Here is a 25,642-nt window from a genome sequence, read left to right as displayed (position 1 = left end):
CCCTAGCGAGGAAATACCCAGCTCCCGGAACGAAGGGAGATGAGCGGACGTATTTCTTGATATGCTAGACGTCACGACTACACCCGCCCGGAGCTACAACATGTCCCAAGTGAAGGGCAAGAATACGAAGCCTGAAATGCTGGTAAGAAAATACCTCCACGCTCAGGGCCTACGATTCCGTTTGCATGGCAAAGACCTGCCTGGAAGTCCTGACATAGTATTCCCCAGCCGTAAAGCGGTGGTCTTCATTCAAGGGTGCTTCTGGCACGCTCACGGCGCGGAATGCCTAGTGAAGCCGCTCAAACCGAAGTCAAACGTACAGTTCTGGCAGGCCAAATTCGACCGCAACGTTAGCCGTGACGCTAGGCAGCAGGCCGAATTACAGGAGCTCGGTTGGCACGTGTTCGTCATATGGGAATGCTATCTAAAAAAGCAGGTCCGCGAAGCGACCCTTACGGACCTGCGTGATGCGCTGCTGTCCTTACCTAAATCCTGACGGAGCCGCTAAACCGGATTCAGGAAGAAAGCCGCTATTTCAGCGTCTCGCAGACTGCCGCCGTTCACATAATTAGCGAACGCCTTGTTCGCCGACACGGTCGCCATCATTATGCGCTTGTCTTTGAACGCTTGCAGGTCGTAGCTGATGAAACCCAGATGTGTCAGCGGAAAACCACCGCTTTCTTTATCTGTAGGAAACAAGAAGCAGTTGCGGATTTCAATCTCCTCTCCCTCCATCGCTTTGGCCACGGCGTCCTCATAGATGAACTGCTTCAGCACGTCCCCGATACCCGGCGCGCCTTTATATCGCAGCTTGGGCGCCGCCTGAGCCTTGACGTTATAGTATTTCGCGTCGATGATGATGATGGCCGGCTCGCTCTGACAACGGTAGATGGAATCGGGTATCAGCCTAGTAGCCTTATCCGTGTACGTATGAGCAGCGTAGTCATGCCAGAGAGGCTTTAACAGTTCACGCTTCCAAGCTCCACCGGCAGGAAGCAGCGCGGCGCATACTCTCTCCCACACCACATGGAAAAACCGTGTCCCGAACACGTTAGGTCGTGATTCGTCCGCGTTAACTTGTTCGATGAAGCTGATTAGATTACGTATGGTCCGCAGTCTGCTATCCACGTAGGTCTGATTCAACTCTTGGCGCAGCGTCTGCAAAAGCTCATCGTCATAGGTCCCCAACTCAACCGTCGACTCAAAGTCAGCGGTGATTTCGTAGTCGGATGCCCACCCGTAGCGTTCGACGCAGACGTTCAGTACGGCCTTATGTATTTCCGTCAGCTTAAGCGAGTCGATGCTACGCCGCGCCGCCGTATGAGTCACCGGATAGAACGCTCCGCTGGTGGATACGAGCGCGTACTCACGTTGAACGGTGGTCTCCCAATCTATCCGACCGGGGCCGTTCAGTTCGTTAAATCTTAATTCATGATTGAGCAGACCGTTCGCGAGATAGTCCGTAATCAAGTCGCGGCCCACCGTGAGCTCATCGAACAGCGGTGACCGGTCGGCAGTGAAGCCAGGCTCATCCGATGGGACACCTCTTTCCGTCACTGGACCATGCTTTTCCATCGTCTGTAGTAGTAGACGAGCTACTTCATCGGCGTTGACGGGAGGACCAGATGACCGGTGAAATTTCGGCAGTACGCAAATCAGGAGTCTTCCGAATGACAGGAAACCGACGAAATCGAACTTGAGCAGCGATGCGCCGTTCTTCTTAGGCCTTACTAGTAGTCGATTATCTTTAAGAAACGTTAACGAAGCGAATGGTAGTGCTTCGATAAGCTCCGCCACCGGATAACGGCGCCCTTCAACATAGTATGAAATGTTGCGTTTCATCGGCCTTATGGAAGACTATAGAGCGTTAATGAGAATTAGCCTTCATCTTGGCTCCCGTCTTCATCCTCCATCATTTCCCCTTCCTCGCTCGTTTCCTCATCCTCCGCCATGCCTTCATCGCCGGGGGCGCCCTCAGGTGCGGTGGGGGCTCCGCTAAGGGCATACTTATCGTTAAGTTCGATAAGGCTTTTTATAAAATCCATCTTAAAGAGCCCAGCGCCTCCTTTATCATACGCCTCAGCTATTTGAGAGAATGTTGGTCGTTCAAAAAGAGCTGTATGGTTGTGGCGTAGCACGTCCTCACGAAGGTAAAGCAACAGCTTATTCTTAATGGCGTCTGGGTCGCCTAGTTCGCTCTTCTTCATGTAGAAAGCTCCCAACAATTTGTCCTCGGAGACTTTAGCCCTATCCGTCAGAAAATCATTGAGGGCTTTCCTAAATGGCACCCAATAGTATTTCTGACCAAGGAACGTCACCTTCAGTTTACGCAAAAGGAAGTCCTGCTTCGGTTGGTTCAGCGGCAGGTATTCAAATGACCAACGGCGTTTGAAAGCGGAATCCATCGGAAACACGCCTTGGTCCGCGCTGTTCATCGTAGCCCAGATGTACATGTTAGCTGGTAGGCGCATTTTCCCCGAGAATCCCTCTATTGTCGCCTTTAGGAAGGCGCCGATTTCATGGTTCGGGGTCACGTCATACTCGCTTACTCCGCTGTCGTCTCGGTCCAGTAGTTGGAACACGTCCCCGAAGACTGCGGCCACGTTCGCTCTATTGATTTCCTCAATAATTAGCAGGTAATTCTTCGTCTTATCGTTCAACGCTTTAACGAGCACGTCCAGAAACGGCCCTGATGCCAGCGCGTAGTCGATTACTGGCTCCAACTGCGGCACGACCTTATCCCTTTTAGAGACATCGAATATCTTAACACCTTCAGCCAACGTCCGATAAAGAGTAGCCGGTCGATAGCCGCCAACGAACTGGCTATAGGTATAATCTGGATGAAACATGACCCGCGTTTCCTCAAACCCGAGCGCCTCCGTCTTCAGCTTATTGCTCTTTCCGGTACCAGGCGCGCCGTAGATGATTCTGTTTCTGGGGAAATCGGTCGCGTGGGCTTTCGGCTCATTCCCACCTTCGTCCTCGTCCTCTCCTTCAGATAGTTCTTTTAAAAGTGTTTCATAGGGGAAGGCATCAAACAGACTTTCTTCAGAAAACCAGCCGGCCCATTTATTAAAGTCCGTCCTCTCAATAAGGAACTCGGCGACCTCATCCGTAAGTACTGCTTTTAGTGCGGCGGTGATAACATCTTCCGTATCGCTTATCACCTCCTCAGCGAATACTACGTCTCTTAAGATGAATACGATGAGAGGCCCCAAGTCGGGATTGTCTACATCATACTCATCTAAGTTGCGGTTCTCTGCTAGTGATAACAGTCCCGTACTCCAATCGTCGACTTTTGACGCTTCCGTCTTATCGGCGCCTTTGCCCACTTCAAGAACAGCGGTGCCACGCTGCCCCCCAGGATATGACATTGGTTGTGCGGCTGTGCTCGCGGCCTTCACCTTTCCAGTCAAAAAATTGCTGCTTAAAACGCCTTTCGCGTCCTTATCTGACCAAGTAAGCCAGCCTAGCTCGCGCGCGAGCAAGTAACGTCTAGGAGTTTTGGAGGTGTCGAAAGTCATCAGCCCGCCGAAGACTTCTCCTAACTTTTTCCTCTCAGGGCCTTTATTTCTCAAATCCAATCCTGGTTTACCCAGTGACCGCTCAGTCATATCGAATGAAAGGAGTGTGCAGAGAATCGAGGTTAATTCTCCAGCTTTCTTTCCATCCTCTCTAAGATACCTTAACTTCTTATACTGCTCAATGAAAGCGGCCTTCGTGAATTGGTAACCCATAATGGTTTTAAGCTAAAGTAGCCAGCACGGCGGGACCGTCATAGAAAATCGGCAGGTCACTAGGACGCACCGGCTTTTTAGCTATGTCGAAGCTTGACGAATTCACCGGCACGATACGGTTCTTGCGCGTCTTGCCCTGCAGCACGACTTTTATTTCTTCACCCAACACTTGGGCCAGACGTGGCGGGACCGCGTTGCCTATCATCGCATACCTCGACTTTACGTTAGCGCCGTAGAAAATGAAGTCGTCCGGGAACGTCTGAATCCGCGCGATTTCCCGCACCGAGAAGACGCGTGATTCCACCGGGTGCCACACTCCGGCGTTTTCCGGTTTAAACGCGGCGGTGATTGTACCCGCGACTTCGTTGCGGTGGAACCGCCGGTAGAAGTTAGGCCAGCGGTACTTCTCCATATTGTCTCGAATCAGCTTCAGACGGTCGGGCAGATGCTCGGTAGGAATATTCTTCCATGAACCACCCTCAGGGACGAAGGTACCGAGCAGAACGGCCTGCGGGTTCAGCTGCATCAGCTCACTTTGGTTTGGAGCGTCAGCGGGAATATCCAATATGGTTGCCCCGAGCGTAAGGTCTACGTCCTTGACGAGCTGCGGGAAGCTGAAATGGCCTAATCGCACGTTCTGCAAGGTTCCGACGATGATGAGACGGATGCGGTGTTGCGGCACTCCGTAATCACTGGTCTTGACTAGCTTGAATTGGACTTCATAGCCGAGTTCTGATAGCTCCCGGCATACTGTCTCAATCAATAGTTCGTCGCCGTTCTTGAATGAAAGAAAGCCCCGGACGTTCTCGAACAGAATGACCTTCGGGTTTAGCGTTCTGATGAACCGCAAGCACTGGTGGTATAAATTTCCACGGTCATCATCCGTGCCCTTCCTCGAACCGGCGTTGGAAAATGGCTGGCACGGAAAGCCGGCGGTCAGCACGTCCAAGTCATTGATAAGCGGAACCGCGACATCACAGACGTCACCTTCTTCTATATGACCTATGTTTTTGCGATACGTGTCGCAGGCGTCTTTATTTAAATCATTAGCCCATAGCACCTCATAGCCGGCATCGATAAAGCCCTTATCCATCCCACCGCACCCGCTGAACATGCTGAGGACGGTATATTTATTCTTTCCCATTAGTAGGCCCGTTGTAAGATTTTGTCGACCTAAAGTTAGTCGGTTTGTAATCGCGTACAATCTACGGACCCTGGTTAAGGTCGTGCCGGCCTCCCTACCGATGCCCTGATGTTAGCCCTCAGCAGACGGCAATACCATAAAGCTTAACCAGGTAGCCTGACCCGAGTCGCTTTTAAAAGACTTGATTTTTTTTCTACCAGCCCACGAGCCAGCCCATTACTAAACTAAGAAAGTTAGCTTTCATATATGATTAGTACCGGCCCTGCTAACGTCTGGTCCTCGTCAGCGGCGTCGAAATCATGTCCGCTGATTTCAGCTACAGCCTCCATCGCCGCGAGGTTGACTTCACCTTCGAAGTCGAATATTGAAAACGCCACGTAATCAGGCCCGCTTGCTAACACGTCGACTAGAGCAGTTTCCAATTCAGTGTACATGATAGCCGCAATGGTCAAACCAGTTTTTGGCATCGTGCTCGCTTATCCATTCGGCCGCCGTGCGAATGGCTTCTTCCAGCGCATCACGGGTGCGGGCCTGGGCCTTGCGCAACCAGGTTTTAAGTTTGCTGAAAGCCAATTCAATCGGGTTAAAATCGGGGGAATATGGGGGCAGATATAGCAGCCGCGCCCCGTATTTTTGGACCACCTGCTCCAGCCCGTCTACCTTGTGCACGGACAGGTTATCGAGCACCACCACGTCGCCCGGCCGCAGTGTGGGACCCAGCACCTGGTCGAGGTAGGCCGTAAACACGTCCCCGTTGACGGCGCCGTTCACGCTTAACAGGGCCCCGAGTCCGTTGGGCGTGAGCGCGGCGATGAGCGTCACGTTGGGGCCGCCGTGCAAGGGCACGGCCTGGTCCACGCGCCGGCCCTGCGCGGCGCGGCCGTAGCGGCGGCAATAGGTCAGGTTGGTGCTGGTCTCGTCCACGAACACGAAGCGCGTCCAGTCTTCCGCTTGCACGGCCTCCACGAACGAGCGGCGCAAGGCTACGACCCGCTCCGTATCGCGTTCGGCGGCGTGAACGCTTTTTTTTTGCGGCCCCAGCGCATGCTTTCCACGGCCCGCCACACGGCCGTGCGACTCAGGGCCGGCCCGCCGGCCGCCGCCAGAGCCGCTCGCACCTCGTCGAGCGTCGCGTCGGGCTGCTGGCCCAGGCAGACGAGCAACTGCGCCCGGCCCGCCGGGTCCAGCCGTGGCGCAGGACCGCCGCTGGGCGGCAAGGCCGCCACCGAACCCGTGGTGCGCTGCCGGCACAAGAGTTTGTCCACAAAGGAGATGGATACCCTAAATTGGGCCGCCACCTGATAAATGCGGACCCCTGGCAGGGCACAGGCGGCCACCACGCGCTCCCGCAAATCAATCGAATAGGCTTTCATACCGAAAAATAGGTGAAAATCTGTACACGGAACAGGAAACCGCTCTAAGCTATGCGCGCACTCTAGTAACTCAGCCGCTTGGGGCGGAACACGGACCAAACCCGTAACAGGGTCGGGCATCGTGAATCCGGTTGCTTGTACAGACCGTTCAAGTTGGGACGGCAGGAATAATTTGGCGCGCATGAGTCGAAGGCGGTTGTTTGAACAAATATCGCTGCCGCTACGCGACAGGAAATGACCAATCGCACAAGACGACCGGCTACGGTGCTCCTGCTGATATATGGGCCGGCTAATTTGTGGCCCGTTCGTTATTTTTTATTAGCGGACCGCGCCGTGCCGGCTAGTTTGATTACCGCTTTGCCGGAGCCTTCGAAGCTGAAACTTCTGCACGACCCGCACCCCGATAAGGAGCACGATTAGCCCAGGAATCATCACCAGCAGTATCCAAGCGTTAGCCTCCGGATAAGAGGAACCGCTGATACGACCCAGATTCACCATGAAATCGACGCAATACCAGAAAATAGAGTCGGCTGCTTGGTTAGCCACGTGAGCCAGGGCGTTAAACATGATGGTGGAACGCCCCCATCTCACGGATTCTTCGAGCGTCCCGTAGTACCCCATAAGTCAGCCAGAGAAGCAAGACCGGAACCAAAATCACGAAAAAAACCAGATTCGCCGTCACGTACCATCTTCTGCCGCCCGCCGATAAGCCCCTGATGGTGGCCGCGTACACGGGCCGGAGCCGGAAGTACGCCGGACTATTCGCCCTGGTGGCGTGAGGACAGGCATGAAAGTAGCAGTAGCGCGTGCACCGGGACGCCGACCGCGTACGGGTGGGAGAGAGAAGAAATTGAGGCCGATACCGACCAGCAGCGGTAGCAGGGCAAGGAGCAAGGTCAGTCGCACGGGGCGCATTAGAGAAGGGTTAGTAGCAGCGGTAAAATAAGGGCGGGCAGCCACGAACGCAAGGAGCGTCAGTCCTCTGCTTTGCCCTTGCACGTGCCGGAGACGTCTCCGGCGACCGACCGCGCCGGCATGTCACGATTCTCTTCGAGTGAACGGGTGAACTATGGGGCCGGGGGGCGGCTCGCTCCCCATGAGCTCCCGCACGGCTACGCCAGCCGACCGAAGATTATTGGACGGCGAACGGCCCATTACAAAGAGCCCGAGAGTCTCCTTCGCTCTTTGGATTCGGCATCCAGCAACAGGTGGCGCAGGCGCCTGACCAAGTCGTAGACGCGAAGGTTGTCGCTGGCGCGTTTCGTGCATACCAGAATATGGTGCTGGTCCTCATACTTCGAAACATCCAGCACAAAGTTCGTCGTGCCAGATGAGGGGTCATGAATCGAGGGGCGATGGATGTCGTATAATAGCAGCAATTTGAGACCGTTCTGCTGGTCCACCACATGGTAGCGGTTAAAGTAAGGGTCCCGTTCATACGGGGTCAGGAGCCGGTAAAGGTCCTGCTCGTTGCGGATGAGCTTGGTGTTTTTTACCACGGTGATGGCAGGGGGGGCGCAGCGGATGAAACCGTTCTCCAGGATAATATCCCCGCGATTGGGAACAACGGGAGCTGTCTTCTCACCGCCTGCTTTCCCCTGCCGGGCCTGCCATCGCGGACGGCTGGCTACGAGTCGGCTGACATCACCGCGAGGGACGTGCCACTTGAGCATCTGTGCAAAAGACGGTCGGCCGTTATCATATTCCTCGCCGTCAATGAAGCAGCGCGCTCCCGGAACTGTCGTTATGCCCCGCCACTTGCCAAAGGTCACTTCATAGGCCATTCGCCGGGAGTTGGCGACCATCCAGATTTCTAAAGTGCGTAGCCTGCCGTCTACCTCGGGGCTGGGAGGCCGTTTCCAAATCACGTGGTAGACGGCGTAGCCAGAAGGCGGAAGCTCCAGCATCGGACGGGATATGAGGTCAATCTCACCGCAGTGCGTGCAAGTCATGTACCTGGAGAAGAGGATTTGGGATGACCCGGTGGGCAACGCCACTGAATCGACGGTGAAGAACCGGCAATCTTCTGTTCCGTAGCGGCAAAAATTCTCAATGACCAGCGTGCCGTCGGGGCGAATAATCCAAGGCTGGAAAGGGACGCTCATACTCTTGGGAAAAGCAAGGAGCGGACCAACCAGCGCTCCGGCCCGGCAAGATAACGGGGCGAGGCCGCTGAACGCTCAGTTCCGGGCAAAGGGGAAAACCGGACGTTGAAACGTGCCCGCCGTGCGTAGTTTCGCCCCTCATGTTCATCAGCTTTTCGTCCGAAGAAAATTACCTCCATCCGGAGCTATTGCTCACCGCGCTCGAGCACCTGCGGCCCGCCATCGGGCCCCTACGCTTCCGGGTGGAAGTACCGGGCGGCCTCAACGGCACGATACCGTTCCGCCGCCGCCGCGACGGGCAGGCGCTCAAAGGCGGCCTCGGGCTGCTGGTCGGGCTGCCCGGTCTCGATTGGGAAGCCTGGCAGACCCTGGCGCTTGACCCCGCGGAACCCAACCGCGCCCGCATCGCGGTGCGCTGCGCATCGGACTGGTACCCCACCCGGGGTTCCTGGCTCCTGGCCTGGGCGGTGCTCCAGGCCACGTTGCGGCTGTTGCTGGGGCCGGAGAGCGAGCCGCACCCCCTGCCCAAGACCTGCCTGAACCACGCCGACCCGACTGACCGCGTGGGCGCCTTCGCCCACATCCGGGGCGGCTACATCTGCAAAGGATGCTGCACGGCCCTGCAGGCGCGCGGCATCGACCCCTTCGCGATAGACCAGCTGCAGGAGGCGACCCAGCTCGTGCGCGCCGGCCTCATCCGCCCGCAGCACTACCGGCCCCGGCCCGGCCGATTCCGCCTGGTCGAGCAGCTGGGCAAGCTGGAGGCCGAGCTGCCCGACTACGGCCCTGAACGCTTAGGGCTGGAGCCGTTGCAGCTAGCGCTCTACGTGCTGCTGCTCACCTGCCCGGAAGGCCTGCCGATGACCCGCTCGCAGGCACAGACGGAGGCGTTGACTCAACGGCTGGCCGCTCTCTACCGGCGGGCCAACCCGAACGTGACGGCTGCGCAGGCCCGGGATAAGGCGCTGGCCGCCCTTAATTCAGCCCGGCTAAGCGAGCTGGTGTCCTTCATCAACGCCCACCTGGCCGAGCGCACCCCCTTGGCAGTCGTGACCCAGTACCAGATTGTCCGCCGCCGGTGCGAACGCACGGGCCAACAGGTGCGCCGCATCGACCTGCCGCGTGAGTTAGTGGAGGACAAAGCCGGCGCGCTCACGAGCTCTTGAGCGAAAGCGGAGATGTGGGGAAGGTAGTCAGCCACACGGGGTTTTAACGCCTTTTCCCAATCTTGGGATTGCGGTGTTTTCGCTTAGAGGGGCCGGTAGTTTTGTATCATGCAAGACGTTCACCCCACCTCCGTACCCTCTCCTGTTCTCCCTTTTGACCGCGCCTACTGGGTGATTCCCGGCCGCCTGCTCATGGGCTACGTGCCCGTCAAGCCGGAAGCCGGCGGCACCCGCCAACAGGTACGCGCCCTGCTCGAGCAGGGCATCCGCGTGTTCATCAATCTGATGCACGACGACGAAGAAAACCACGACGGGGCCATCATTCCCGGCTACGAGCAGGAGCTGCAGGAGGAAGCCGCGGCGATGGGTGTGGAAGCGCGGCACTACCGCCTCCCCATCGTGGACGTGAGCGTGCCCACCCCCGAGCACATGATTCGAATACTGGACAAGATTGACATGGCCGTGGGCGAAGGGCTGCCCGTGTACGTGCACTGCTGGGGCGGACGGGGGCGCACCGGCATGGTGGCCGGCTGCTACCTGGTCCGCCGCGGCTACGCCACGGGGCAGCGAGCCCTCGATTTCGTGCAACATCTACGGCGCACCGATGCCAAGGCCTTCGCCGATTCCCCCGAAACCTCCCGCCAGTGCCAAATGGTGCGCTGCTGGCCGGTCGGCTGCTGAAATCTTTTGCCGACGACTTCGATTGCTTCTCTTTTTTCTCCATTTCACGAACCCCCTTTCCCTTCATGCCTGAACCGACCATCCGACCTTCCTCTTTCAATCCTCCGGCCTTCCCTCACGCCCAGGCCCGCGCGCTGCTCTTGGGCGTTGCCCTCGGTGATGCCCTCGGCGTGCCGGTGGAGTTCCAGCCACGCACGGCCCGGCGACAGGACCCGGTGACGGGGATGCGGGCCTACGGCACCTACAATCAGCCGGCGGGCACGTGGTCGGATGACGCTTCGCTGACCTTCTGCCTCGCCGAGGCCATGACTGAGGGCGTGACGGGGGAGCTGTTCCTGTTATTCGTGGCCGAGAACTTCCTGCGCTGGTTTCGCCGGGGCTGGTGGACCGCGCACGGGCGGCTTTTTGACGTGGGCATCACCACCGCCGACAGCCTGAAGCGGGTGGAGCGCGCAGTAGCGCTGGCGGAGGCGGGCCTGCGCGGGGAGCGCGCAGCAGCGCTGACGGAGGCGAGCCTGCGCGGCGAGCGCGACAACGGCAACGGGGCGCTCATGCGCATCCTGCCGCTGCACCTTTGGCTGACCCACGCCCCCGAGCAGGAATCGGCAGAGTTCCTGCTCGTGCGGAACGTGGCCGGCATCACCCACGGCCACGTCCGTTCAACGGCGGCCTGCTGGCTGTACTTGACGATGGCCCACTGGTTGGCGCAGCGGCGTACCCCAGCCGGAGCCTACGCCCGCCTGTGCGAGGATGGCTCGGCCATGCTGGCCCGCCAGGGCGTGCCGCAGGAGGAAACCGACCACTTCGCCCCCCTGCTGGCCGGTGACCTGGCGGCCTGGCCCGAGGACCGGGTGCGGAGCAGCGGCTACGTACTCCACACGCTGGAAGCGGCGTTGTGGTGCCTGCTGCGTCACGATACATACGCCGCCACGGTGCTGGCGGCCGTGAACCTGGGCGAGGACACGGACACCACGGCGGCCGTGGCCGGTGGGCTCGCCGGCTTGTATTACGGCGAGTCCGGCTTCCCGGACGAGTGGTTGGAGACCCTGGTCCGCCGGGCTGACATTGAGGACCTGGCGGCCCGCCTGGCGACAACGTCAGGCCGGACAGAGGGCCCGCTGCAGACGTAATCCCGTTGGCGACCCGCGGCGCCCGGTCCGTAACCAAGAGCGTCAGAATACGCCCTTCACCTCTTCACCCCGTTTATCGCGTTTATGACCGAACCGTCAGCCTATTTAGCACCCGTTTCGTTGCCCTTCGCGCGCCGCCGTTGCCTGTCACCCGCCGGGTGGTCGTTGGCGGTGCCGATAATGTTGCTGGCCGCGCTGGGGGTTCTCGCGTCCAATCTGCGGTCTGTTTATCCGGCCTGGTTCTACCGGGTCAAATACTACACGGCCTTGGAAGGCCAGTCAGACCGGGTCGCCGCCGCCCGCCGCATCGTGCGGGCCAATCCCTTCTACGACCATCGGCACGCCCTGCTGCTGGACATGAGCCAGTCAGCCGCCCGTCCACGCCTGGGCTTGTACGACCTACGGCGTCAGCGCTGCCTGTTTCGCACCCAGGCGTTGCACGGGCGCGGCAGTGGCCAGGAGTTCGCCCGTTCATTCTCGAACCGGACGGACAGCCGCCAGAGCTCGCTCGGCCGGTACGTGGTAGTGGCGACTTACAAGGGTCGGTATGGCCGGGCGTACCGGCTGGCGGGCCTGGAGGCCTCCAACGACCACGCGCTGGCGCGCGGCATCGTGTTGCACTCTTCAGCCTACGTGCGGCCGGGCGGACTCGCTCGCAGCGAGGGATGCCCCGCCGTATCGGAAGCGGCGTTGCGGACCCTGCGTCCTTACCTGCGGGAGGGAACGCTGCTTTGGATTTACCGCTGAAGCACGCCACGGGTAGTCGACGTGCTTTCCTCAGGCCACTCGCAGCGGGCCATGTAAGGCCGGGGGTGAAGTACGTGCACGAGGCCGTCCGGTACCGTGAAGCGCAGCAGGCCCAGGTCCAGCACGGTGCGGGCCGCCGGCCGCGGGTCGAAGGCAATCCATTGGTAGATGACCACGCGGTGGGCCTCCCGCCGCAGCCGAAACGGGTTGAGGGCGTAGGACAGCCGCCAATCCTCCCGTTGCCGCAGCGTGACCACCGCCGTTTGGTCCAGGGGCAGGGCGGCGAGCCGCCGGCGCACCACCGGGGAACGGCGGATGTAGTCGCTCGCCAACTGCAGGTCCCGGCCCCCGCCGTGCAGGTAGTGGTCGATGACGGCGGCGCCCTCGGGGTAGCGCAGCCCGCCCAGCGTCACGATGCCGCCATACAACAGGCGGCACTGCCAGCGGTCCAGGGCCGTGTTGCGGTCCGCCAGCTGCCGGCGGTGCATGCCCGCCAGGTGCGCGTCGACGCCGCGCTCCACCAGCCGCCCCACCGGACTCCACAGCACCAGCAAAAGCAATAAAAAGAACAGCGCGACCCTTTTCAGATACCTCATGCCGAACCTGCGCTTATTCGATTACGGCCACCAGCGACCCGCCCTTGATGAGGGAGATGAGGCGGCCGTTCACGTCCGGGGCCGTCATGAAGCAGCCGGCCGAGTACGTGAGGCCCGGATGGAAGATGATGGCCCGCTGGCGTGCGTTGCCGTTCACGCCCGGGCTCAGGCCGCGCACGCGCAGCGAGGGCCCGTACCGGCCGGCGAAGGTTTCCTGAGTTAGGAATACCCCCGGTGAGGAACACCGGCTGCCGTTCACATCGGAGAAGCGCGTGGCGTACAGCAGGCCGGAGTTCCAGGCGTGCGACACCCGGGCCCGCAGCACCACGCGCCACGCGCCGCGCGTGTCCACCACGGCCAGCCGCCGCGCCAGGATGCTGCGGCGGTAGTCGATGAGCGTGACGTAGCGCGGGCGGCTCACCGGGTCGCGGTGCGCCTGCGCCACTTCCCGGGCCCGGAATATCAACTCCGCGTCAGAAGGCTGGCCAGCCAGCGTCAAAAAAAGACCGGCGGCCAGCGTCACGCCGGTCATCCCCACCAGTAACCGTTTCCACATGAAAAAAGAGCAGCGTAGAAATAAAACGTGGGGTGCGCCCCCGGGTCCGGCGGCAAGGATACGCACGGATGACGCTTCAGCGCGCGAACGCCCCGCGCCGCCGCTCGGTGTATGTCTGAATCGGGAGCAAGGTTTTGCGAAAGCGCGCCATCTGCTCCTTGTTCGGAGCGCGCGGCGAGGAGGTCAGCCGCACTACGAAGAAGTCGTTGAGGCAGCTCACGCTCACGAAGCGCAGGGTCGAGTCGCGCTGAGTGGCGTCGTGCGGCGGCGAACCGTGGAAGCGCGTCCAGATATAGCGAGCCAGCTCGCGCGGCTTGCCGCGGTAGGGGTCCATGTCCACCATGGAGCCGCACATTTCGGCGTAGCTGTAGCTGTTCATGTCATGGTAAATGCTGTCGCGCTGCTCCATCTCATAAGCGTGCAGAAAAGTCCCGGGCAGCAGGTGCGGGTCGACTCGGGCCAGCGGGGCACCCGGCTGCCGCTGCTGCCGCTTGTAGTTGAGCGCCAGCAGGTACTCCCGGTTGAGGGCGCTCAGGTCACAGGGCAGCTCCAGCTGGCTCATGGGAACGGAGCGAAAACGGCCGGTGGACGGTGCCTGTCCCGCCGGCATACTCCCCGTCAGCGCCCCGGCCAGCAGGACCGCAGCCAACCACCTTCGCGCGACCACATTTTGGCCGTGAGCGGCCTGCGCTGAACCTGTCTTTCCCTTTCGCATCTAAACTTAATTTTATGACCTACAGGTCCCGCAACGAACGTTTCCCCGCGATAGTATTTCGTCGATTAAAGCATTGGGCGCCCAGTCTGGGGCTGTCGCTGCTCATCGCCTGCACGCCCGCGCCCGGCAGCCCTGTGCGGGCCACGGAGGCGCTGGCCGCCGGCCGGTACGCGGCCGCTGAGGCCGCCCTCGATACCCTTATCCGAGCCGCGCCGGACTCTGCGGCCTTGTGGTTGCGGCTGCGCGGTTACTGCCGGATTCAGCGCGGACAGCCCCGGGCGGCGGTAGCCGACTACGACCAATCGCTGGCGCTGAATTCAACAGATGCTATCACCTGGCACAACCGCGGCATTGCCCACTACGAGTTGAACGAGCTGGCAGCCGCCGGCCGGGACTACGGCCAAGCCCTGAAGCTGGAGCCGCGCCGGGCCGCCACGTACCTGAGCCGGGGCCTGCTGTATGTGCGCGAGCAGCGGTATCGGCTGGCATTGGACAACCTGCGCCGCGCCCTGGTCTTGGGCGACACGGCCAACTCCAGCGCCTTCAACCTCAAAGGCTACTGCGAGCTGCAGGCGGGCGACCTGAACGCGGCGGTGGCCAGCTTCGACCGGGCTCTGGCCCTGGACGGCGACTACTCCGATGCCCGCGCTAACCGCGCTGAGGCGCTGTGGCTTCTCGCCAGGTAAGGCCCGGTTTCTTTCTGCTTTTTCCATTCCTCATCCACTCCTCATTCCATGTCCGACCGACCCGCCACCCGCTACAAAGTATTTCACCTCCTGCTGCTCGACGAGAGCGGCAGCATGAGCGCCATCCGACAGCCCGTCATCGATGGATTCAACGCTACGGCTCAAACCGTAATGGAGCTCGAACGACAGTTCCCCGACCAGGAACACCGCATCTGCCTGGTGACCTTTAAAGGGACCAGCGTCCGCATGCCGCTGTTCGATGAGACGGCCAGCGAACTTCCCCGCCTGAACGCGGAATCTTACCACCCCCGGGGCGCCACCCCGCTCCATGACGCCATGGGCCAGGCCATCACTCGCCTGCGGGTCCTGACGGACGGCCACGCCGACCACCGCGTGCTGGTCACCGTTCTCACGGACGGCATCGAGAACGCCTCGTGTGAATACAGTCAGGCGGACATCCAGGTCCTGGTGGAGGAGCTGACGGAAAAGAACTGGACGTTCACTTACTACGGAGCGAACCACGATGCCCGGCGCGCGGCTGACTCGCTATCCATCCGGATTTCGTTTGACTTCGCCGCCGCCCCGGAGGCGATGCCGGCCCTGTTCGCCCGGGACCGGGAGTCCCGTCTTGCTTACAGTCGCCGGTTGCAAGCCGGTAAGGACGTCTCCCGCGATTACTTCTCCACCGACCCATCCGCCAATTAGCCTCCCGCACAGGAGGCGTAAGCAGGCTCCGCCAAACCTGCCGAAGGCTGCCAAAACCCTGCTGGAACAGGAAATTTATTCCCCACTTTGTCTCCGACCACCATGTTCATGTTTCCGAATTACAATTTCCCGGGCCTGCTCCGAAAATATCCGCCTCTGTACCCCTACACGCGGCTTTTTGACCCGAGCCGACCCGTTTACAGCTACGACTTCGACGGCGTGCTGCACCTCGATATGGTGCCTGATGAACGGCAGCCCGGTCTGTACCACAACCGTGAGTTCTGGCAGCCCGACACCTGGCCCCCGTTCGAGGCCATTCACCGGCAGCTGCGCGAGCAGGCCGCGCACGCCACCATCGTGGTGGTGACGGCCCGTTGCCAGGACAACGCCTCGGAAGTGTGGGCCTTTCTCCGGCTGCACGACCTGCCGGTTCAGGCCGTGTTCTGCACGGATGACGGACCCAAGCGTGACGTGTTGGTGAGTATCGGCGCCGAGCGCCACTACGATGACCGGGACTACAGCCAGGAGCTTGCCGGCAGCGACGTGGAGTTCATCCGTGTCGACCCCGGCCCCCACCTGCCCGGCGCGCGTCCTTCCGACCCCTGACGCCTGCCTGCTCATTCGCCTGAATCATATCTAGTTCCTTTTTCCATCGCCATGCCCCATCCTGAGCTGACCACCTTCGAGAAATACGGCCGCTTCGGCCTTCGTCAATACGACCAAGTAGTGCTGGCCGCCGGTTTCGACAGCGTGTGGGAATTGGGCCACGGCTTTTGGGCGGCGCGGCGAAAACGGTATTACTGCGTGGTGGCCCCCGATGGGCGGCGCATCACGGACTGCGTCCTGCCGGCATACTTCATGGGTTATCAGATGCTTGAATGGCAGCTTCAGCAGTTCTTCGTGCAGCGCGGCGTGCGCGGCCTGGCCCATATGCTCGCCATGCACCGGGGCCTGCGCCAGTACCTGCGGATGCCATGCGTGCCCCGGCGCTGGCAGGCGGAGGAGGTACTGCCCTTCCTGTGGGAGCGCGACTGCGGCGAGGAGCTGAGGCTACCCGGTGGACGACAAGACCTGATACTGTATGAGAGCGGAACGTGGGAGTGGGAGCCGTGCCCGACAGTGCCGCCGGTCATCTGCTCCATGGAGCGACCAGGCGAGTACCGCCTGCTGGAGCCGCACGTGCTGCTGACGCCGGACACCGAGTCGCTGCTCTGGTGGCAACTGCGGTGCCAAAGACGCATGAGCCACGGCATCCTGTGGGGAAACGACTGGCCTTCCCCGCTACGACAGACCGTGTACGAAGGCCGGGAAGAAGCGTGGTACGAGCTAAGTATGCACGCGGTACTTCGGGCGGCAGGAGTCGCGTGCCCCCCGGAGATTCCCTTGTTGCCTTACGACGAGGAACGGTTGCCTGCGCCCGCTCGCGCGGCCTGCCATGCCTACCTCAGCCGCTATCTGGAACGCCCAGGCGCTTGCCCGTCTTCGGCGCGCCAGCTCATCAAGCTGGCTTGGTTATGGGCTCAGGGCTTTGTAAAGGTGGATTTGGATACCGGGTGGGCGTTGGTGGACGTGCGTTACCGCGCGACGGGTGATTTTGACCCGATTCGTCAGGAGCCCACTACTCCATTGGAGTTGTACCGCCGTTACAAGCTGCATCGACTAGTGGTGGAGCTACACGCCGAGCCAGGCCCACCCTCAGCTGGCCCTTCCGCACGATGAGTGTAGGTCATGGCTTTTGATTACCGGAACCCTCCCACCAATCGATTTTATGGATGCTGATTTCATCTTCTGATAAGCCTTCCCAATCGACGGTGTCTGCCATCAGATGAGCGTTGTTAGCGTTTATGACTTTGAAGACAGCGGCATATACCTCTCGGCTTTCAGGAATGGTACTGATTTCGCGGAGCACGTTCATGGGAATGTACGCGCCGTGCCGGTCATCAAAGCGTATGCGGCTGATGTAGTAAGCCTCGCTATCGGAGTTGGTCACGCTCATATGATTGGGTTAAGGCTTATATTTTTATGTTGGACGCACATTTGGCAGTGGCCACGATATAAAGCCACCGCCTGATTCAAGCTACAAAGACGGGGACAGCCAGTCGGACATCACGCCCGGCCAGCTGGCCCCGTTGTTTGTGGTGGTGCAGGTCTGGGCTACTTGCCTGCCCGGTCGCGCTTCTTGTCCACGAGCTGCAAAATCACATTGACGGCCGCGTGTACGAGTATCTGCCAGAGTTTCATAAGTGAAAATGGTTAAAAGGGTGAAGAGAAATAAAAGGTCCAGGCTTAGCCCAGCACCTCGAAATGCGGCCTGTCCTTGAACTTCGGCCAGTCGCCGCCCCAATGCACCCGCGCATCAGCCGCCTTCACCAACCGGGCAAACTTGCTCAGCAGCAGCCCCGACCACGACACCGACCCATCAGCCAGCAGAAACGCCACATCAATGGCCGGCGTCGGCGGCCCGATGTTGTGATTCGATTGCCCGCCCCGCTTGTAAGTCACCACCGGCCCCGACTTGCTGCGGCCCTGCGCATACAACTCGTTTTGCCGCTCCGGGCTCCGGTAGCACTCCGTCACGATGGGCAGCCCCAGCAGCAGCAACACCGGGTCACCCGACCACCGCCCCAACGCCTCAAGATACGCCGCCCGCAGGCAGGGTACCGCTTCGGCCAGGCGCGCAAACTGCGTAGCGGCCTGCTTGGGCGTGAGCTTCGGGGCCACCCGAACCGGCACCGCAGCAGCACCAGCGGCAGAACGCAGCGAGGTGTTAGCGGATTCCATCGGCGGGGTCGGAAGGGGTAGCGGCGGGCTGCTCTGTCACCGGCACGGCAAGAGCAGCAGTAACAACCACCGCGGCCGGCAGCTGCACCACCGTTTCAGGGTGCTGGTACATCTTGCGGACAGTGGCATAAATCGTCACCACGCCCACAATCACCTGCACCACGATGTGCACGAAGCTTTCAATCTCCCCCGCGGTCGGCGGCGTGAACGTGTTAATACCAATTTGCCCGAGGGCACCGGAGGCCAGTATCTGAACCGTTTGACCAAACTTTGAGCTACTGAAGAACATGGGATAAAATTTGTAGTGAAATAGAACAATACGCCAAACATAACCCACTACACTACAATCGAGTTAGTCAGTCGTCAAATTCAGACATCTTGCATTATTCTGGGCGCATCCCCCTCCGCTTCCGTTGGTCGCTCCGGGGGTCGGGCTGTCCAGGGGTCCGCTTCGCTCCCGTGCTGCGCACCGCTCCCGTTGGTCGCGCCCTTCCCATCCCTTGCGTTGCTACTACCGCGACGAGCAGCTACTCGTGAAGCCCGCAGCGCCAGGCCAGAAAGAGGCCCCGCGCTGCCCCGATTCGGTTTCGATACATGGCCGCCGTGCCTCCAAAAAGGCACCGCGCCCCGATACGGTAGCCACCGGTGATACAGCTCGCCCACGGGCCAAGCCGCGCCCCCAAAAGGCGCCACCAGTCCCTACCACCCCAGCGGCCCGCCTCACTCCGCGCCCTCCGCCCACGCTGCACTGCGCTCATTCGTCGCTGTCGTTCCTCCGCTCCTCATTCGCTACGCTTGCAGGGCTCCGGTTGCTCCGTTCTGCCAGCCTACCACACCCCGACGACAGACCCCGGCGGTGCGAACGCCAGCAATCGATACGGCAGTTACAAAGGCCGTTCAGGTATGGAAATGTGGAAAAGTGCCGCCGCAACCAAAGCGGCAACAGCGGCACAGCAACAGCGGCACTTTACCACATTCCCACACCACGGGCCGCCCAACGCTCCGGGGGCCAACTTATGCCTCCGGCAGCGCCCCCTCCGCTCACCGCCCCCTCCGCTCACCGCCCCCTCCGCTCACCGCTTCCCTCGCTACAAAAGATTCGGCACCAGCCGCAAGCCCCACGGCCCGGACGCAGGGCCGCCAGCGGCTTGAAGCGGCAACAGCAGCCACAGCAGCACAAGCGGCGGCAGCCCCCAAACGCTCAGCCAACCGCCCCCAAACGTAGGCTCCAGCTCACAGCCGGCGCGCCGATGCCGGCGCTTGGCATTCGGCTCATGTCGCTTCGCGCACATTTCCGCCTAGGGCGTCCCCTGCCGGGGGCTAAAAGTATTTAAGCATCCGCTGGTCCGGGGCCGGGCGGCAGGGTAGCCGTTTTTGCTGGCTGGCATCGTGCAGGCGGCACGTTCAGGCGGCAGGCAGGGCCCGCGTCGCACAGTTCGGCGGTCTGCGTTGCGTGGCGGGCCTTTTTTCGCGTGGGCCGCAGCTGCCACCAGCAGGCGCGGCGGTGGGGCTGCCATGCCCCAACCGCAGGCCCCGGCACTACAGGCCCAGCCCGCCAGGCACTGGGGCCGCGGTAGGAGCGGGGTGCGCCAGCCACTCCACCCGCTTGCCCAGCCGGGCCGCCTTGCGGGCCGCATCCAGCGTCCCACGGCTTTGCCCGTCCCACACCACTAGCACCAGGTCGGCAGCGGCCACTATCAGCCCGTTGCGCACCAGCGGCGCGCCGGCTCCGTGGGCGTGGTAGTCGGGCCGGTGCGCCGTGTGGGGCACCCCCGCCCGGTGCGCCCAGCAGGCCGCAAGCCAGTCAGCGCCCACGGCCCCACCGTGCACCACCCCGCCCAGGTCGCCGGCGGCGTGCAGCTCATTTAGCCGCTCAGTCAGCGCCGGGCACTTGGTGCAACTTCGGCTACCCACTACTGCTACCACTTTTTGCACATTTTCCATACCACAAGTTACCACTTTCTTTCCTGTTTTCCTACACTTATTTTCCTATATTTTTCTCATTTGGTATAGGTTATTAGTGTAGTTTGGTGTATCTTTGTTATGTAGCAAAGGGGGAGAGGCCCCCGGCGCGTTCAGCACCTAGCCCATACAGGTCATGTTCACCCCGCAGCAGTTCTCCACGCTTGCCGCCGCCGCTTGGCCGTCGGTCGCATTTGCCGCCACCACTTGCGCCACTTGCAGCGCACTGGGCCAGGTCAGCACCACCTACAAAGCGGGGTATTTCAGCGCAGAGCGTGAGCAGTGGGGCGGCAGCCCATACGAGTATTGCGGAGAGGGTGCCACCATTTTTGAGGCAGTTGCAAACGCCATCGGAGAGGCATGGGCCTGCAACGATATGCGCCCGCAAGCCTATTGGGCGGCGCTGGCCACCATTCAGCAGGCCGAGGAGCAGGCCAGCGGCGCAGCAGCGGCTTGCCACTTCTGCCAGTCCCCCATCGACGCGGCTAGCCGTTGCGCCTGTTTCGGTCCCGCTCCTGTTTGCCCCGCCACCCCGCCAGCCATATCCCGTGCCTTGGCATCGGCCCACCGCCGCACCGTCTGGGTCAGCTTCGCCTACCGCGCTGCCGGCCGCCGCCTAGGCGCTGTTGCCTCCATCCTTGCCGGCCGTGTCTACCATGCGTAGCCCCGCCACCTCCGCGCAGGCGGCGGCGCAGGCCCGCACCGCCGCCGCTTTCGCACGCTTGCAGGCCACCATCGCCGCGCTGGATGCCAGCACCGCCCGCATTAAGGCCGCCAACCTAGCCGCCGCCGCCGCGCAGCCGCCCCGCCCCGCCCGCACCCCCTCACCGCTTGCCCTGCTCGTCTGGGCCGCCCAGCAACCCAAGTAGCCATGCAAGCCCGCCGCATCAAAGTAGTCCCGCACTACAAGTCCCTCAGCCCCCGGCTCGCCATCACGTCCAAGCTCATGCTGCAAGGGGATTGGCTGGCCGCCGCCGGCTTCGCTCCCGGCACCGTCGCCGCCATCGAGGTGCAGGCCGGTCGCCTCATCATAACCGCCGCCCCCGTCCAGTAGCCACCCGGCCCGCGCCAGCTCACCAGCAGCGCGGGCCATAATATCCCCCGCCATGATTGCCCGCATCAGCCACACTTTCGAACAGGTAGCCGCCGCCATTTTCCCCTTCCCCGGATGCACCGTGCGCGGCTACAGCTTCGCCAAAGGCACCCGCTACAATATCACCATCGGCACCCCCGGTCTGGGCCTGCCCGCCGAGTACCACGCCATCGGAACCACCTGCCACCAAGCCCTTGCCGCCGCCGTGCAGCTATTCCACGACACGGCCCACGCCTACCCCGGCGCGATGGCCTACGCCCCCCAATAGTCTGCTTTTCAACTCTCAAAAATCCCTGACCCATGCCCCGCACCGCTACTACTTACCAGCCTCATTTGCTCGACCCGCACAGCGCCCAGCCGCAGCCGGTCAGTCCCGCCAACGGCCGCAGTTTCAAGCTGGCCGAATTGTACCGGCTGCTCGACTGCCAAACCGTTGACGTGGTACGCCTCAGCCCCGAGCTTATTCTCATCATCGACGACGAAGGCAAGTTCCGCAACCCGGCCTACCTCAATCTGCTGGCCACTTACCTGTGGTACCAGCACCAGCCCGAAGCACGGGGCCAGGATTCCATCGTGGGCCGCGCCATCCTGTGCCACGACAAGCAATTCAAATAATCAGTCACAACGGCCCAGGGGCCACGCCGCCAAGTGGCCCCACCTTTTTCACCCCCAACCCCAACCACCGCCCCAATGGCAACCACCACCAAAACCGCCGCCAGCGCCGCACCAGCCGCACCAGCCGCAACCGTTACCCCAACCCGCGCCTACCTCACCGCTACGGTGGACGAGGCCACCGGCGAAGTCACCGAGGCCAGCCGCTTCAAATACCTGCCCGGCCACCCCAAGCAAATCCGCGCCGACCTCAAAGCCGGCGTGTTCAACGTCAACGGTGATAAGGTGCTGGGCAAAACCATCAGCTTCATCCCCGTAGCCCTGCGCATTTTCAGCGATAACATCCTGAACATGGGCCGCAAGATTTGGGCAGAACTGTACTTCGTGGACGAGGCCGGGGCCGTGTGCGCCGTGCTGTTCCACGGCTACAGCGTCGAGAACCTGCAAAAGCTGAACGCCAGCCTGTTTTACGACGACCTAAAACTGACTGATGTAGTGCTCACGGTTACGCCCATCAAGAAGCAGACCGAGAAGGACGGCAAGCCCGCCACCTACTTCATTGCCGAATTTAGCTACGTAGCCGCCGACCCCGCCGAGGTACAGGCCCGCCAGGAGTTTGCCGAAGATTTCGACCTCTACCGCGAGGAAACGCTAACCGGCACCGCCGACATGCGAATTGTGCAAGGCTACCGCCTGCCGGCCGGCTACCACGCCGAACTGCCCGCCCAGCTCACCGCCGCCACCGAGTAGCCCAGCAGGCCCGCGCCGCCACCACGGCGCGGGCCTCAGCTGCCACAGCCATTCCCACCGATGTAACCCGGCCACCACCACCGCACCATGCAATCACTGCAAAACCCCGAAAAGAAGCGCCCAGCCAATCGCAAGGCCCCGCGCCGGCCCGCAGTCGCGCCAGCCGCAATAGCCGCAACAGCCGCCCCCCATTGCGCACGGCTCGACAAGTGCCCCACCGGCTCCTGCCACTATCCGCAGCCCTGCAACTACCAAACCCTGCAATTCAACCCCCCACGCTGATGGAAACGCCCGAACTCCGCCAGGAGCAGCCCGCCGCCGACGCGGCCGAGGACGCCCGCCTCACCGAGCTGGCCCAGCTGCTGGCCACCACCGCCCCGCTACCCGACCTGCGCGACCTGGCCCCCGCCGTGCGCCAGCTCTTTCCCGAACCCGCTTATCAGGTCGGCTGCGGCGGCTCCCACATCTGGCTGCACCGCGCCGACGAATCCGCCCGCCTGGCCTGCATCCTCGACGCGAACCAGTAGCCCCCAACTATTAACTCTTAACTCAAAATGTTCACCAACCTCCAGCACCACCCAACCATCACCCAAGCCGAACACCGCGCCCTGGCTGCCATCAGCAACACCGACCTGAGCACCCTGGCCGATGAATTGCTGGGCCGCCCGCGCCGCGACTGCACCGCCGCCTTCGCCTTCGGCTCCTATTTCCACAGCGCCATTCTGGAGCCCGACCAGTACGAGCAAATAGCCAGCGGTTTTCCGTTCGATGCCAGAGAGCACAGCCGCTGCGCGGAAGCCGGCAAGCTGGCCCGCACCGTCAAACGCCAACGCTACCCGCGCCACCTCATCTACTCCGCCCACGGCCAGGCCGAACAGTCCTACACCGCCACCCACGAGCCCACCGGCCTACTGGTCAAAGTGCGCCCCGACCTGCTCATCGACAGCCCCAAGCGTCAGCGCCGCACCGTGGTGGATTTCAAAACCACCAGCTGCCGCGACCTTGCCCAATTCCTGACAACCGTCGAGCAGTACGGCTACGACCGCCAGGGTGCTTTCTACGCCGACGTACTACAGGCGCAGCGCGTAGTGCTAATCGCCGTACAAAAGAAGCCACTCAAAGGCCAGGAGCCTCAGGTATGGGTAGTAGAGCTAACCGCCGGGCAAATGGATAGCGGCCGGAAAAAGTACGGCAAGCTGCTGCGGTGCGCCGCCGAGCAGCGCCAGCCACGCCAATCCGGCGGGCAGCTGGCCACCGCGTTGGCCCAGGATTTCGGCCGGGCCACGCTCACCCTCAACAAACCCACCCGGCACTTTGCAGCAGCGTAGCCATAAGCCCCCCCGCCCGCCCAAACCCAGCTGCAACAGCGGCAGGCGCGGCGGGGGCGGCTACCAGCTAGTAATATTGAACCCATGATTTTAGGATTCAAGCCCGACTTCGCACCCCTGATTATTTCCGGCACCAAAGTGCATACCATCCGCGCTAGCCGCCGGTGGGTAGCCGGCCAACTCATCAGCTTCTGTACTATCCTTGGCCCCGACAACTTCGCCAAGTTCCAGCCCGATGGAGTAGCGCGAACCGTCCAGACCATCCGGGCCACTCAAATTAACGGCACCTACCTTATCGAAATAGATGGCCGCCAGCTCCCAGGTTCCGAACTAGTCGAGTTTGTCCGCCGTGACGGATTCGAGTCGGCCGACCAGCTTTTCCACTTCCTGGCAGGCTACCACGGGCTGCCTTTCGTGGGCCAACTCATCCACTGGACGGACTTGGTTTACTAGCCCAAAACGTCCAGTGGGCTCAGATTGAGGAACTAGCCGCCGTACGCCGCCGCAGATGATACGGCCCTGACCAGAGCCACCGAGCTCCCGCACCGCTGGGAAGGCCTAAGGCACGACGGCCAGCCGATTGAGCCCGCCCTGACCACCGCTCCCTGCCTCATAGCCACCACCGCAGCCGGCGAGGACGCGGCGCCGCGCCCGCCACGTTGCCCATTTCTATAAGGCCTATCCCCGCAACTCTGGCAGCGAGAAACCGCCGTTCTGATTTTTGCACCGTTGCTACTGAGGAGCATCGCAAGCCTTGGCCAGCAACCTGCAGGCCTGGGCATTTCTGTTTACATCACTTAAGAAATAGCACTACTGTGGCAACTGCCACAGCACCAAGTGTAACCAATTGCCATAGGCGCTGCTGCTGTCCTGCTTGTGCTAGCTGTACCATCAACTGCTCTACTTGCCCTTGCAAACCATCCACGCGTTGCTCATAGGCCTCCCGATGCGAGTCGGCGGTATCGGCTGCCTCCTGCTGTCCACGTTGCAGTTCAGCTATAAAATCAGCTCCCTGCTTCTCATGAAGCTCAGTCATTCTCGCCGCTGTTGCTTGACTGTCTTTGCTGCTTTTTGCCAAATTAGCCAGCGTATCTTTCTGCTGTTGCTCGATGCTTTCCAGCCGAGCCGTGAACTTTGCCGCGTTCATCACCTCTGCGAAGGCTGTGACGCGACCCGCCACAACCTGTAGCTGATTAGCTACCGTGCTTAGCTCATCATGCTGTTGTAAGGTGTTTTTTTGTAGCGTTTCAATAGCCTGACGCAGAAGTTTTAGCTCAGTTTGCATCTGCTGATGCAGTGAGTCAGCCCAGGTCTGAACTCCTTTTTTTAGTGTTTCCTGCTGCTCATCTATGCCCCGCAGGTGTTGCTCCCAAATAGCTGTTAGTAGTTGTGGATGCTCTTGGAGTAGACTGTCGATAAGGACTTTAGTAGAAGTAGCGGCCTGTTTCAGGCCATCAAGCTGACGTGCAGTTTGTTCCGAAGTTTTATTTGACAACTCTTCTGCGTGGACGCGGAGCAATAATTCCTGCTCTCCCAACCCGACCTGTTGTTGCTGGCTTAGTTTCTCTACCAGCCCTTCCTGAGCTGTAACCATCCGCTTTGCTGCCCCTATGACTTCAGCCACTGTAGCTTGGTTTTGCTTCGCCACATTCTCATTTTGTTGAGCTGACGCTTTCGCTTTAGCAATTTCATCAGTGACTGATTTTAGTTTAGTTAGGTGGGTTTTCAGCTCTTCGATTAGGGGTAGAGCAGCGGTGAATGCTGTTGACATGTAG

Annotated in this window: 33 protein-coding genes; 18 read left to right on the top strand and 15 right to left on the bottom strand. The window is 61.1% G+C overall.

What is annotated here, in order from left to right; translation table 11 throughout:
* The first annotated feature begins 61 nt into the window (after positions 1-61).
* The gene (locus KQ661_RS15675; protein ID WP_216727458.1) at positions 62-496 is read left to right on the top strand and encodes a very short patch repair endonuclease; all 435 of its coding nucleotides are present in this window, start codon (positions 62-64) and stop codon (positions 494-496) included.
* 8 nt (positions 497-504) lie between these two features.
* Here KQ661_RS15675 and KQ661_RS15670 read toward each other — a convergent pair whose 3' ends face one another.
* From KQ661_RS15670 to KQ661_RS15640, 7 genes are all read right to left on the bottom strand, one after another.
* Positions 505-1,842 carry an LlaJI family restriction endonuclease gene (locus tag KQ661_RS15670; protein WP_216727457.1) on the bottom strand — a complete coding sequence of 446 codons (1,338 nt, stop codon included), beginning with the start codon at positions 1,840-1,842 and terminating at the stop codon, positions 505-507.
* A 35-nt stretch (positions 1,843-1,877) separates the two neighbouring features.
* Positions 1,878-3,737 carry an AAA family ATPase gene (locus KQ661_RS15665; protein WP_216727456.1) on the bottom strand — a complete coding sequence of 620 codons (1,860 nt, stop codon included), beginning with the start codon at positions 3,735-3,737 and terminating at the stop codon, positions 1,878-1,880.
* A 7-nt stretch (positions 3,738-3,744) separates the two neighbouring features.
* The gene (locus KQ661_RS15660) at positions 3,745-4,881 is read right to left on the bottom strand and encodes a DNA cytosine methyltransferase (RefSeq protein WP_216727455.1); all 1,137 of its coding nucleotides are present in this window, start codon (positions 4,879-4,881) and stop codon (positions 3,745-3,747) included.
* A gap of 233 nt (positions 4,882-5,114) precedes the next feature.
* A complete protein-coding gene (locus tag KQ661_RS15655; RefSeq protein WP_216727454.1) occupies positions 5,115-5,315 on the bottom strand; it encodes a hypothetical protein in 201 nt (66 codons plus the stop codon).
* Positions 5,305-5,946, bottom strand: coding sequence for an IS630 family transposase (locus tag KQ661_RS15650; RefSeq protein WP_216690425.1), 642 nt, complete (start codon positions 5,944-5,946; stop codon positions 5,305-5,307). Before KQ661_RS15650 ends, KQ661_RS15655 begins: the two co-directional genes overlap by 11 nt.
* On the bottom strand, positions 5,865-6,254 hold the full coding sequence (locus KQ661_RS15645; protein WP_216690426.1) for a COG3415 family protein: 390 nt from the start codon (positions 6,252-6,254) through the stop codon (positions 5,865-5,867). Before KQ661_RS15645 ends, KQ661_RS15650 begins: the two co-directional genes overlap by 82 nt.
* Positions 6,255-7,408: 1,154 nt before the next feature.
* Positions 7,409-8,359: a hypothetical protein gene (locus tag KQ661_RS15640; RefSeq protein WP_216727453.1), complete on the bottom strand. Its 951-nt coding sequence runs from the start codon at positions 8,357-8,359 to the stop codon at positions 7,409-7,411.
* Between the two features lie 140 nt (positions 8,360-8,499).
* Here KQ661_RS15640 and KQ661_RS15635 point away from each other — a divergent pair, with 140 nt between their 5' ends.
* The 4 genes from KQ661_RS15635 to KQ661_RS15620 all read left to right on the top strand — a co-directional run bounded on the left by KQ661_RS15635 (position 8,500) and on the right by KQ661_RS15620 (position 12,083).
* Entirely contained in the window at positions 8,500-9,525 is a 1,026-nt protein-coding gene (locus KQ661_RS15635; protein ID WP_216727452.1) for a hypothetical protein, read from the top strand.
* 108 nt (positions 9,526-9,633) lie between these two features.
* On the top strand, positions 9,634-10,206 hold the full coding sequence (locus KQ661_RS15630; protein WP_216727451.1) for a protein-tyrosine phosphatase family protein: 573 nt from the start codon (positions 9,634-9,636) through the stop codon (positions 10,204-10,206).
* Positions 10,170-11,336 (top strand): ADP-ribosylglycohydrolase family protein, encoded by a 1,167-nt coding sequence (locus KQ661_RS15625; RefSeq protein WP_216727450.1) that lies wholly within the window; start codon positions 10,170-10,172, stop codon positions 11,334-11,336. Before KQ661_RS15630 ends, KQ661_RS15625 begins: the two co-directional genes overlap by 37 nt.
* A gap of 309 nt (positions 11,337-11,645) precedes the next feature.
* Positions 11,646-12,083, top strand: a complete 438-nt coding sequence (locus KQ661_RS15620) for a murein L,D-transpeptidase catalytic domain-containing protein (RefSeq protein ID WP_216727449.1) — start codon at positions 11,646-11,648, stop codon at positions 12,081-12,083.
* On the opposite strand, the gene KQ661_RS15615 is transcribed toward KQ661_RS15620, so the two are convergent.
* The 3 genes from KQ661_RS15615 to KQ661_RS15605 form a co-directional block, all read right to left on the bottom strand.
* Positions 12,074-12,637, bottom strand: coding sequence for a hypothetical protein (locus tag KQ661_RS15615; RefSeq protein WP_216727448.1), 564 nt, complete (start codon positions 12,635-12,637; stop codon positions 12,074-12,076). The genes KQ661_RS15620 and KQ661_RS15615 overlap by 10 nt on opposite strands.
* Before the next feature lie 55 nt (positions 12,638-12,692).
* On the bottom strand, positions 12,693-13,235 hold the full coding sequence (locus tag KQ661_RS15610; protein WP_216727447.1) for a murein L,D-transpeptidase catalytic domain-containing protein: 543 nt from the start codon (positions 13,233-13,235) through the stop codon (positions 12,693-12,695).
* Between the two features lie 76 nt (positions 13,236-13,311).
* On the bottom strand, positions 13,312-13,797 hold the full coding sequence (locus KQ661_RS15605; protein ID WP_216727446.1) for a hypothetical protein: 486 nt from the start codon (positions 13,795-13,797) through the stop codon (positions 13,312-13,314).
* Between the two features lie 167 nt (positions 13,798-13,964).
* Between KQ661_RS15605 and KQ661_RS15600 the strand changes: the two genes are divergently transcribed.
* The 4 genes from KQ661_RS15600 to KQ661_RS15585 all read left to right on the top strand — a co-directional run bounded on the left by KQ661_RS15600 (position 13,965) and on the right by KQ661_RS15585 (position 17,060).
* Positions 13,965-14,636, top strand: coding sequence for a tetratricopeptide repeat protein (locus tag KQ661_RS15600; RefSeq protein WP_216727445.1), 672 nt, complete (start codon positions 13,965-13,967; stop codon positions 14,634-14,636).
* Positions 14,637-14,684: 48 nt separating this feature from the next.
* A complete protein-coding gene (locus KQ661_RS15595) occupies positions 14,685-15,341 on the top strand; it encodes a vWA domain-containing protein (protein WP_216727444.1) in 657 nt (218 codons plus the stop codon).
* Positions 15,342-15,428: 87 nt separating this feature from the next.
* Positions 15,429-15,947, top strand: a complete 519-nt coding sequence (locus KQ661_RS15590; RefSeq protein ID WP_216727443.1) for a hypothetical protein — start codon at positions 15,429-15,431, stop codon at positions 15,945-15,947.
* 51 nt (positions 15,948-15,998) lie between these two features.
* Positions 15,999-17,060, top strand: coding sequence for a hypothetical protein (locus tag KQ661_RS15585; protein WP_216727442.1), 1,062 nt, complete (start codon positions 15,999-16,001; stop codon positions 17,058-17,060).
* Positions 17,061-17,067: 7 nt separating this feature from the next.
* On the opposite strand, the gene KQ661_RS15580 is transcribed toward KQ661_RS15585, so the two are convergent.
* From KQ661_RS15580 to KQ661_RS15565, 4 genes are all read right to left on the bottom strand, one after another.
* On the bottom strand, positions 17,068-17,337 hold the full coding sequence (locus tag KQ661_RS15580; RefSeq protein WP_216727441.1) for a hypothetical protein: 270 nt from the start codon (positions 17,335-17,337) through the stop codon (positions 17,068-17,070).
* Positions 17,338-17,627: 290 nt separating this feature from the next.
* The gene (locus tag KQ661_RS15575) at positions 17,628-18,122 is read right to left on the bottom strand and encodes a M15 family metallopeptidase (RefSeq protein ID WP_216727440.1); all 495 of its coding nucleotides are present in this window, start codon (positions 18,120-18,122) and stop codon (positions 17,628-17,630) included.
* Entirely contained in the window at positions 18,109-18,411 is a 303-nt protein-coding gene (locus KQ661_RS15570; RefSeq protein WP_216727439.1) for a hypothetical protein, read from the bottom strand. Before KQ661_RS15570 ends, KQ661_RS15575 begins: the two co-directional genes overlap by 14 nt.
* Before the next feature lie 1,250 nt (positions 18,412-19,661).
* The gene (locus KQ661_RS15565) at positions 19,662-20,066 is read right to left on the bottom strand and encodes an SLOG family protein (RefSeq protein WP_216727438.1); all 405 of its coding nucleotides are present in this window, start codon (positions 20,064-20,066) and stop codon (positions 19,662-19,664) included.
* Positions 20,067-20,460: 394 nt separating this feature from the next.
* On the opposite strand from KQ661_RS15565, the gene KQ661_RS15560 reads away from it, so the two are divergent.
* The 9 genes from KQ661_RS15560 to KQ661_RS15520 all read left to right on the top strand — a co-directional run bounded on the left by KQ661_RS15560 (position 20,461) and on the right by KQ661_RS15520 (position 24,320).
* Positions 20,461-20,748, top strand: a complete 288-nt coding sequence (locus KQ661_RS15560) for a hypothetical protein (protein ID WP_216727437.1) — start codon at positions 20,461-20,463, stop codon at positions 20,746-20,748.
* The gene (locus KQ661_RS15555) at positions 20,741-20,953 is read left to right on the top strand and encodes a hypothetical protein (protein WP_216727436.1); all 213 of its coding nucleotides are present in this window, start codon (positions 20,741-20,743) and stop codon (positions 20,951-20,953) included. The genes KQ661_RS15560 and KQ661_RS15555 overlap by 8 nt, the downstream gene beginning before the upstream one ends.
* 2 nt (positions 20,954-20,955) lie before the next feature.
* A complete protein-coding gene (locus KQ661_RS15550; protein ID WP_216727435.1) occupies positions 20,956-21,138 on the top strand; it encodes a SymE family type I addiction module toxin in 183 nt (60 codons plus the stop codon).
* Positions 21,139-21,190: 52 nt separating this feature from the next.
* Positions 21,191-21,445, top strand: coding sequence for a hypothetical protein (locus KQ661_RS15545; protein WP_216727434.1), 255 nt, complete (start codon positions 21,191-21,193; stop codon positions 21,443-21,445).
* 32 nt (positions 21,446-21,477) lie between these two features.
* Positions 21,478-21,792: a DUF3846 domain-containing protein gene (locus KQ661_RS15540; RefSeq protein ID WP_216727433.1), complete on the top strand. Its 315-nt coding sequence runs from the start codon at positions 21,478-21,480 to the stop codon at positions 21,790-21,792.
* A gap of 75 nt (positions 21,793-21,867) precedes the next feature.
* Complete coding sequence (locus tag KQ661_RS15535) at positions 21,868-22,539, top strand: hypothetical protein (RefSeq protein ID WP_216727432.1); 672 nt, start codon at positions 21,868-21,870, stop codon at positions 22,537-22,539.
* Between the two features lie 281 nt (positions 22,540-22,820).
* On the top strand, positions 22,821-23,066 hold the full coding sequence (locus KQ661_RS15530) for a hypothetical protein (RefSeq protein WP_216727431.1): 246 nt from the start codon (positions 22,821-22,823) through the stop codon (positions 23,064-23,066).
* Positions 23,067-23,093: 27 nt separating this feature from the next.
* Positions 23,094-23,867, top strand: a complete 774-nt coding sequence (locus tag KQ661_RS15525) for a PD-(D/E)XK nuclease-like domain-containing protein (RefSeq protein ID WP_216727430.1) — start codon at positions 23,094-23,096, stop codon at positions 23,865-23,867.
* A gap of 84 nt (positions 23,868-23,951) precedes the next feature.
* Entirely contained in the window at positions 23,952-24,320 is a 369-nt protein-coding gene (locus KQ661_RS15520; protein WP_216727429.1) for an ASCH domain-containing protein, read from the top strand.
* A gap of 340 nt (positions 24,321-24,660) precedes the next feature.
* Here KQ661_RS15520 and KQ661_RS15515 read toward each other — a convergent pair whose 3' ends face one another.
* Positions 24,661-25,638 carry a hypothetical protein gene (locus KQ661_RS15515; RefSeq protein ID WP_216727428.1) on the bottom strand — a complete coding sequence of 326 codons (978 nt, stop codon included), beginning with the start codon at positions 25,636-25,638 and terminating at the stop codon, positions 24,661-24,663.
* Positions 25,639-25,642 lie beyond the last annotated feature (4 nt).

Origin of the sequence: Hymenobacter siberiensis (genome assembly GCF_018967845.1) — a bacterium.
GTDB lineage: Bacteria > Bacteroidota > Bacteroidia > Cytophagales > Hymenobacteraceae > Hymenobacter > Hymenobacter siberiensis.
This window is presented reverse-complemented; position numbering and strand designations above follow the sequence as displayed.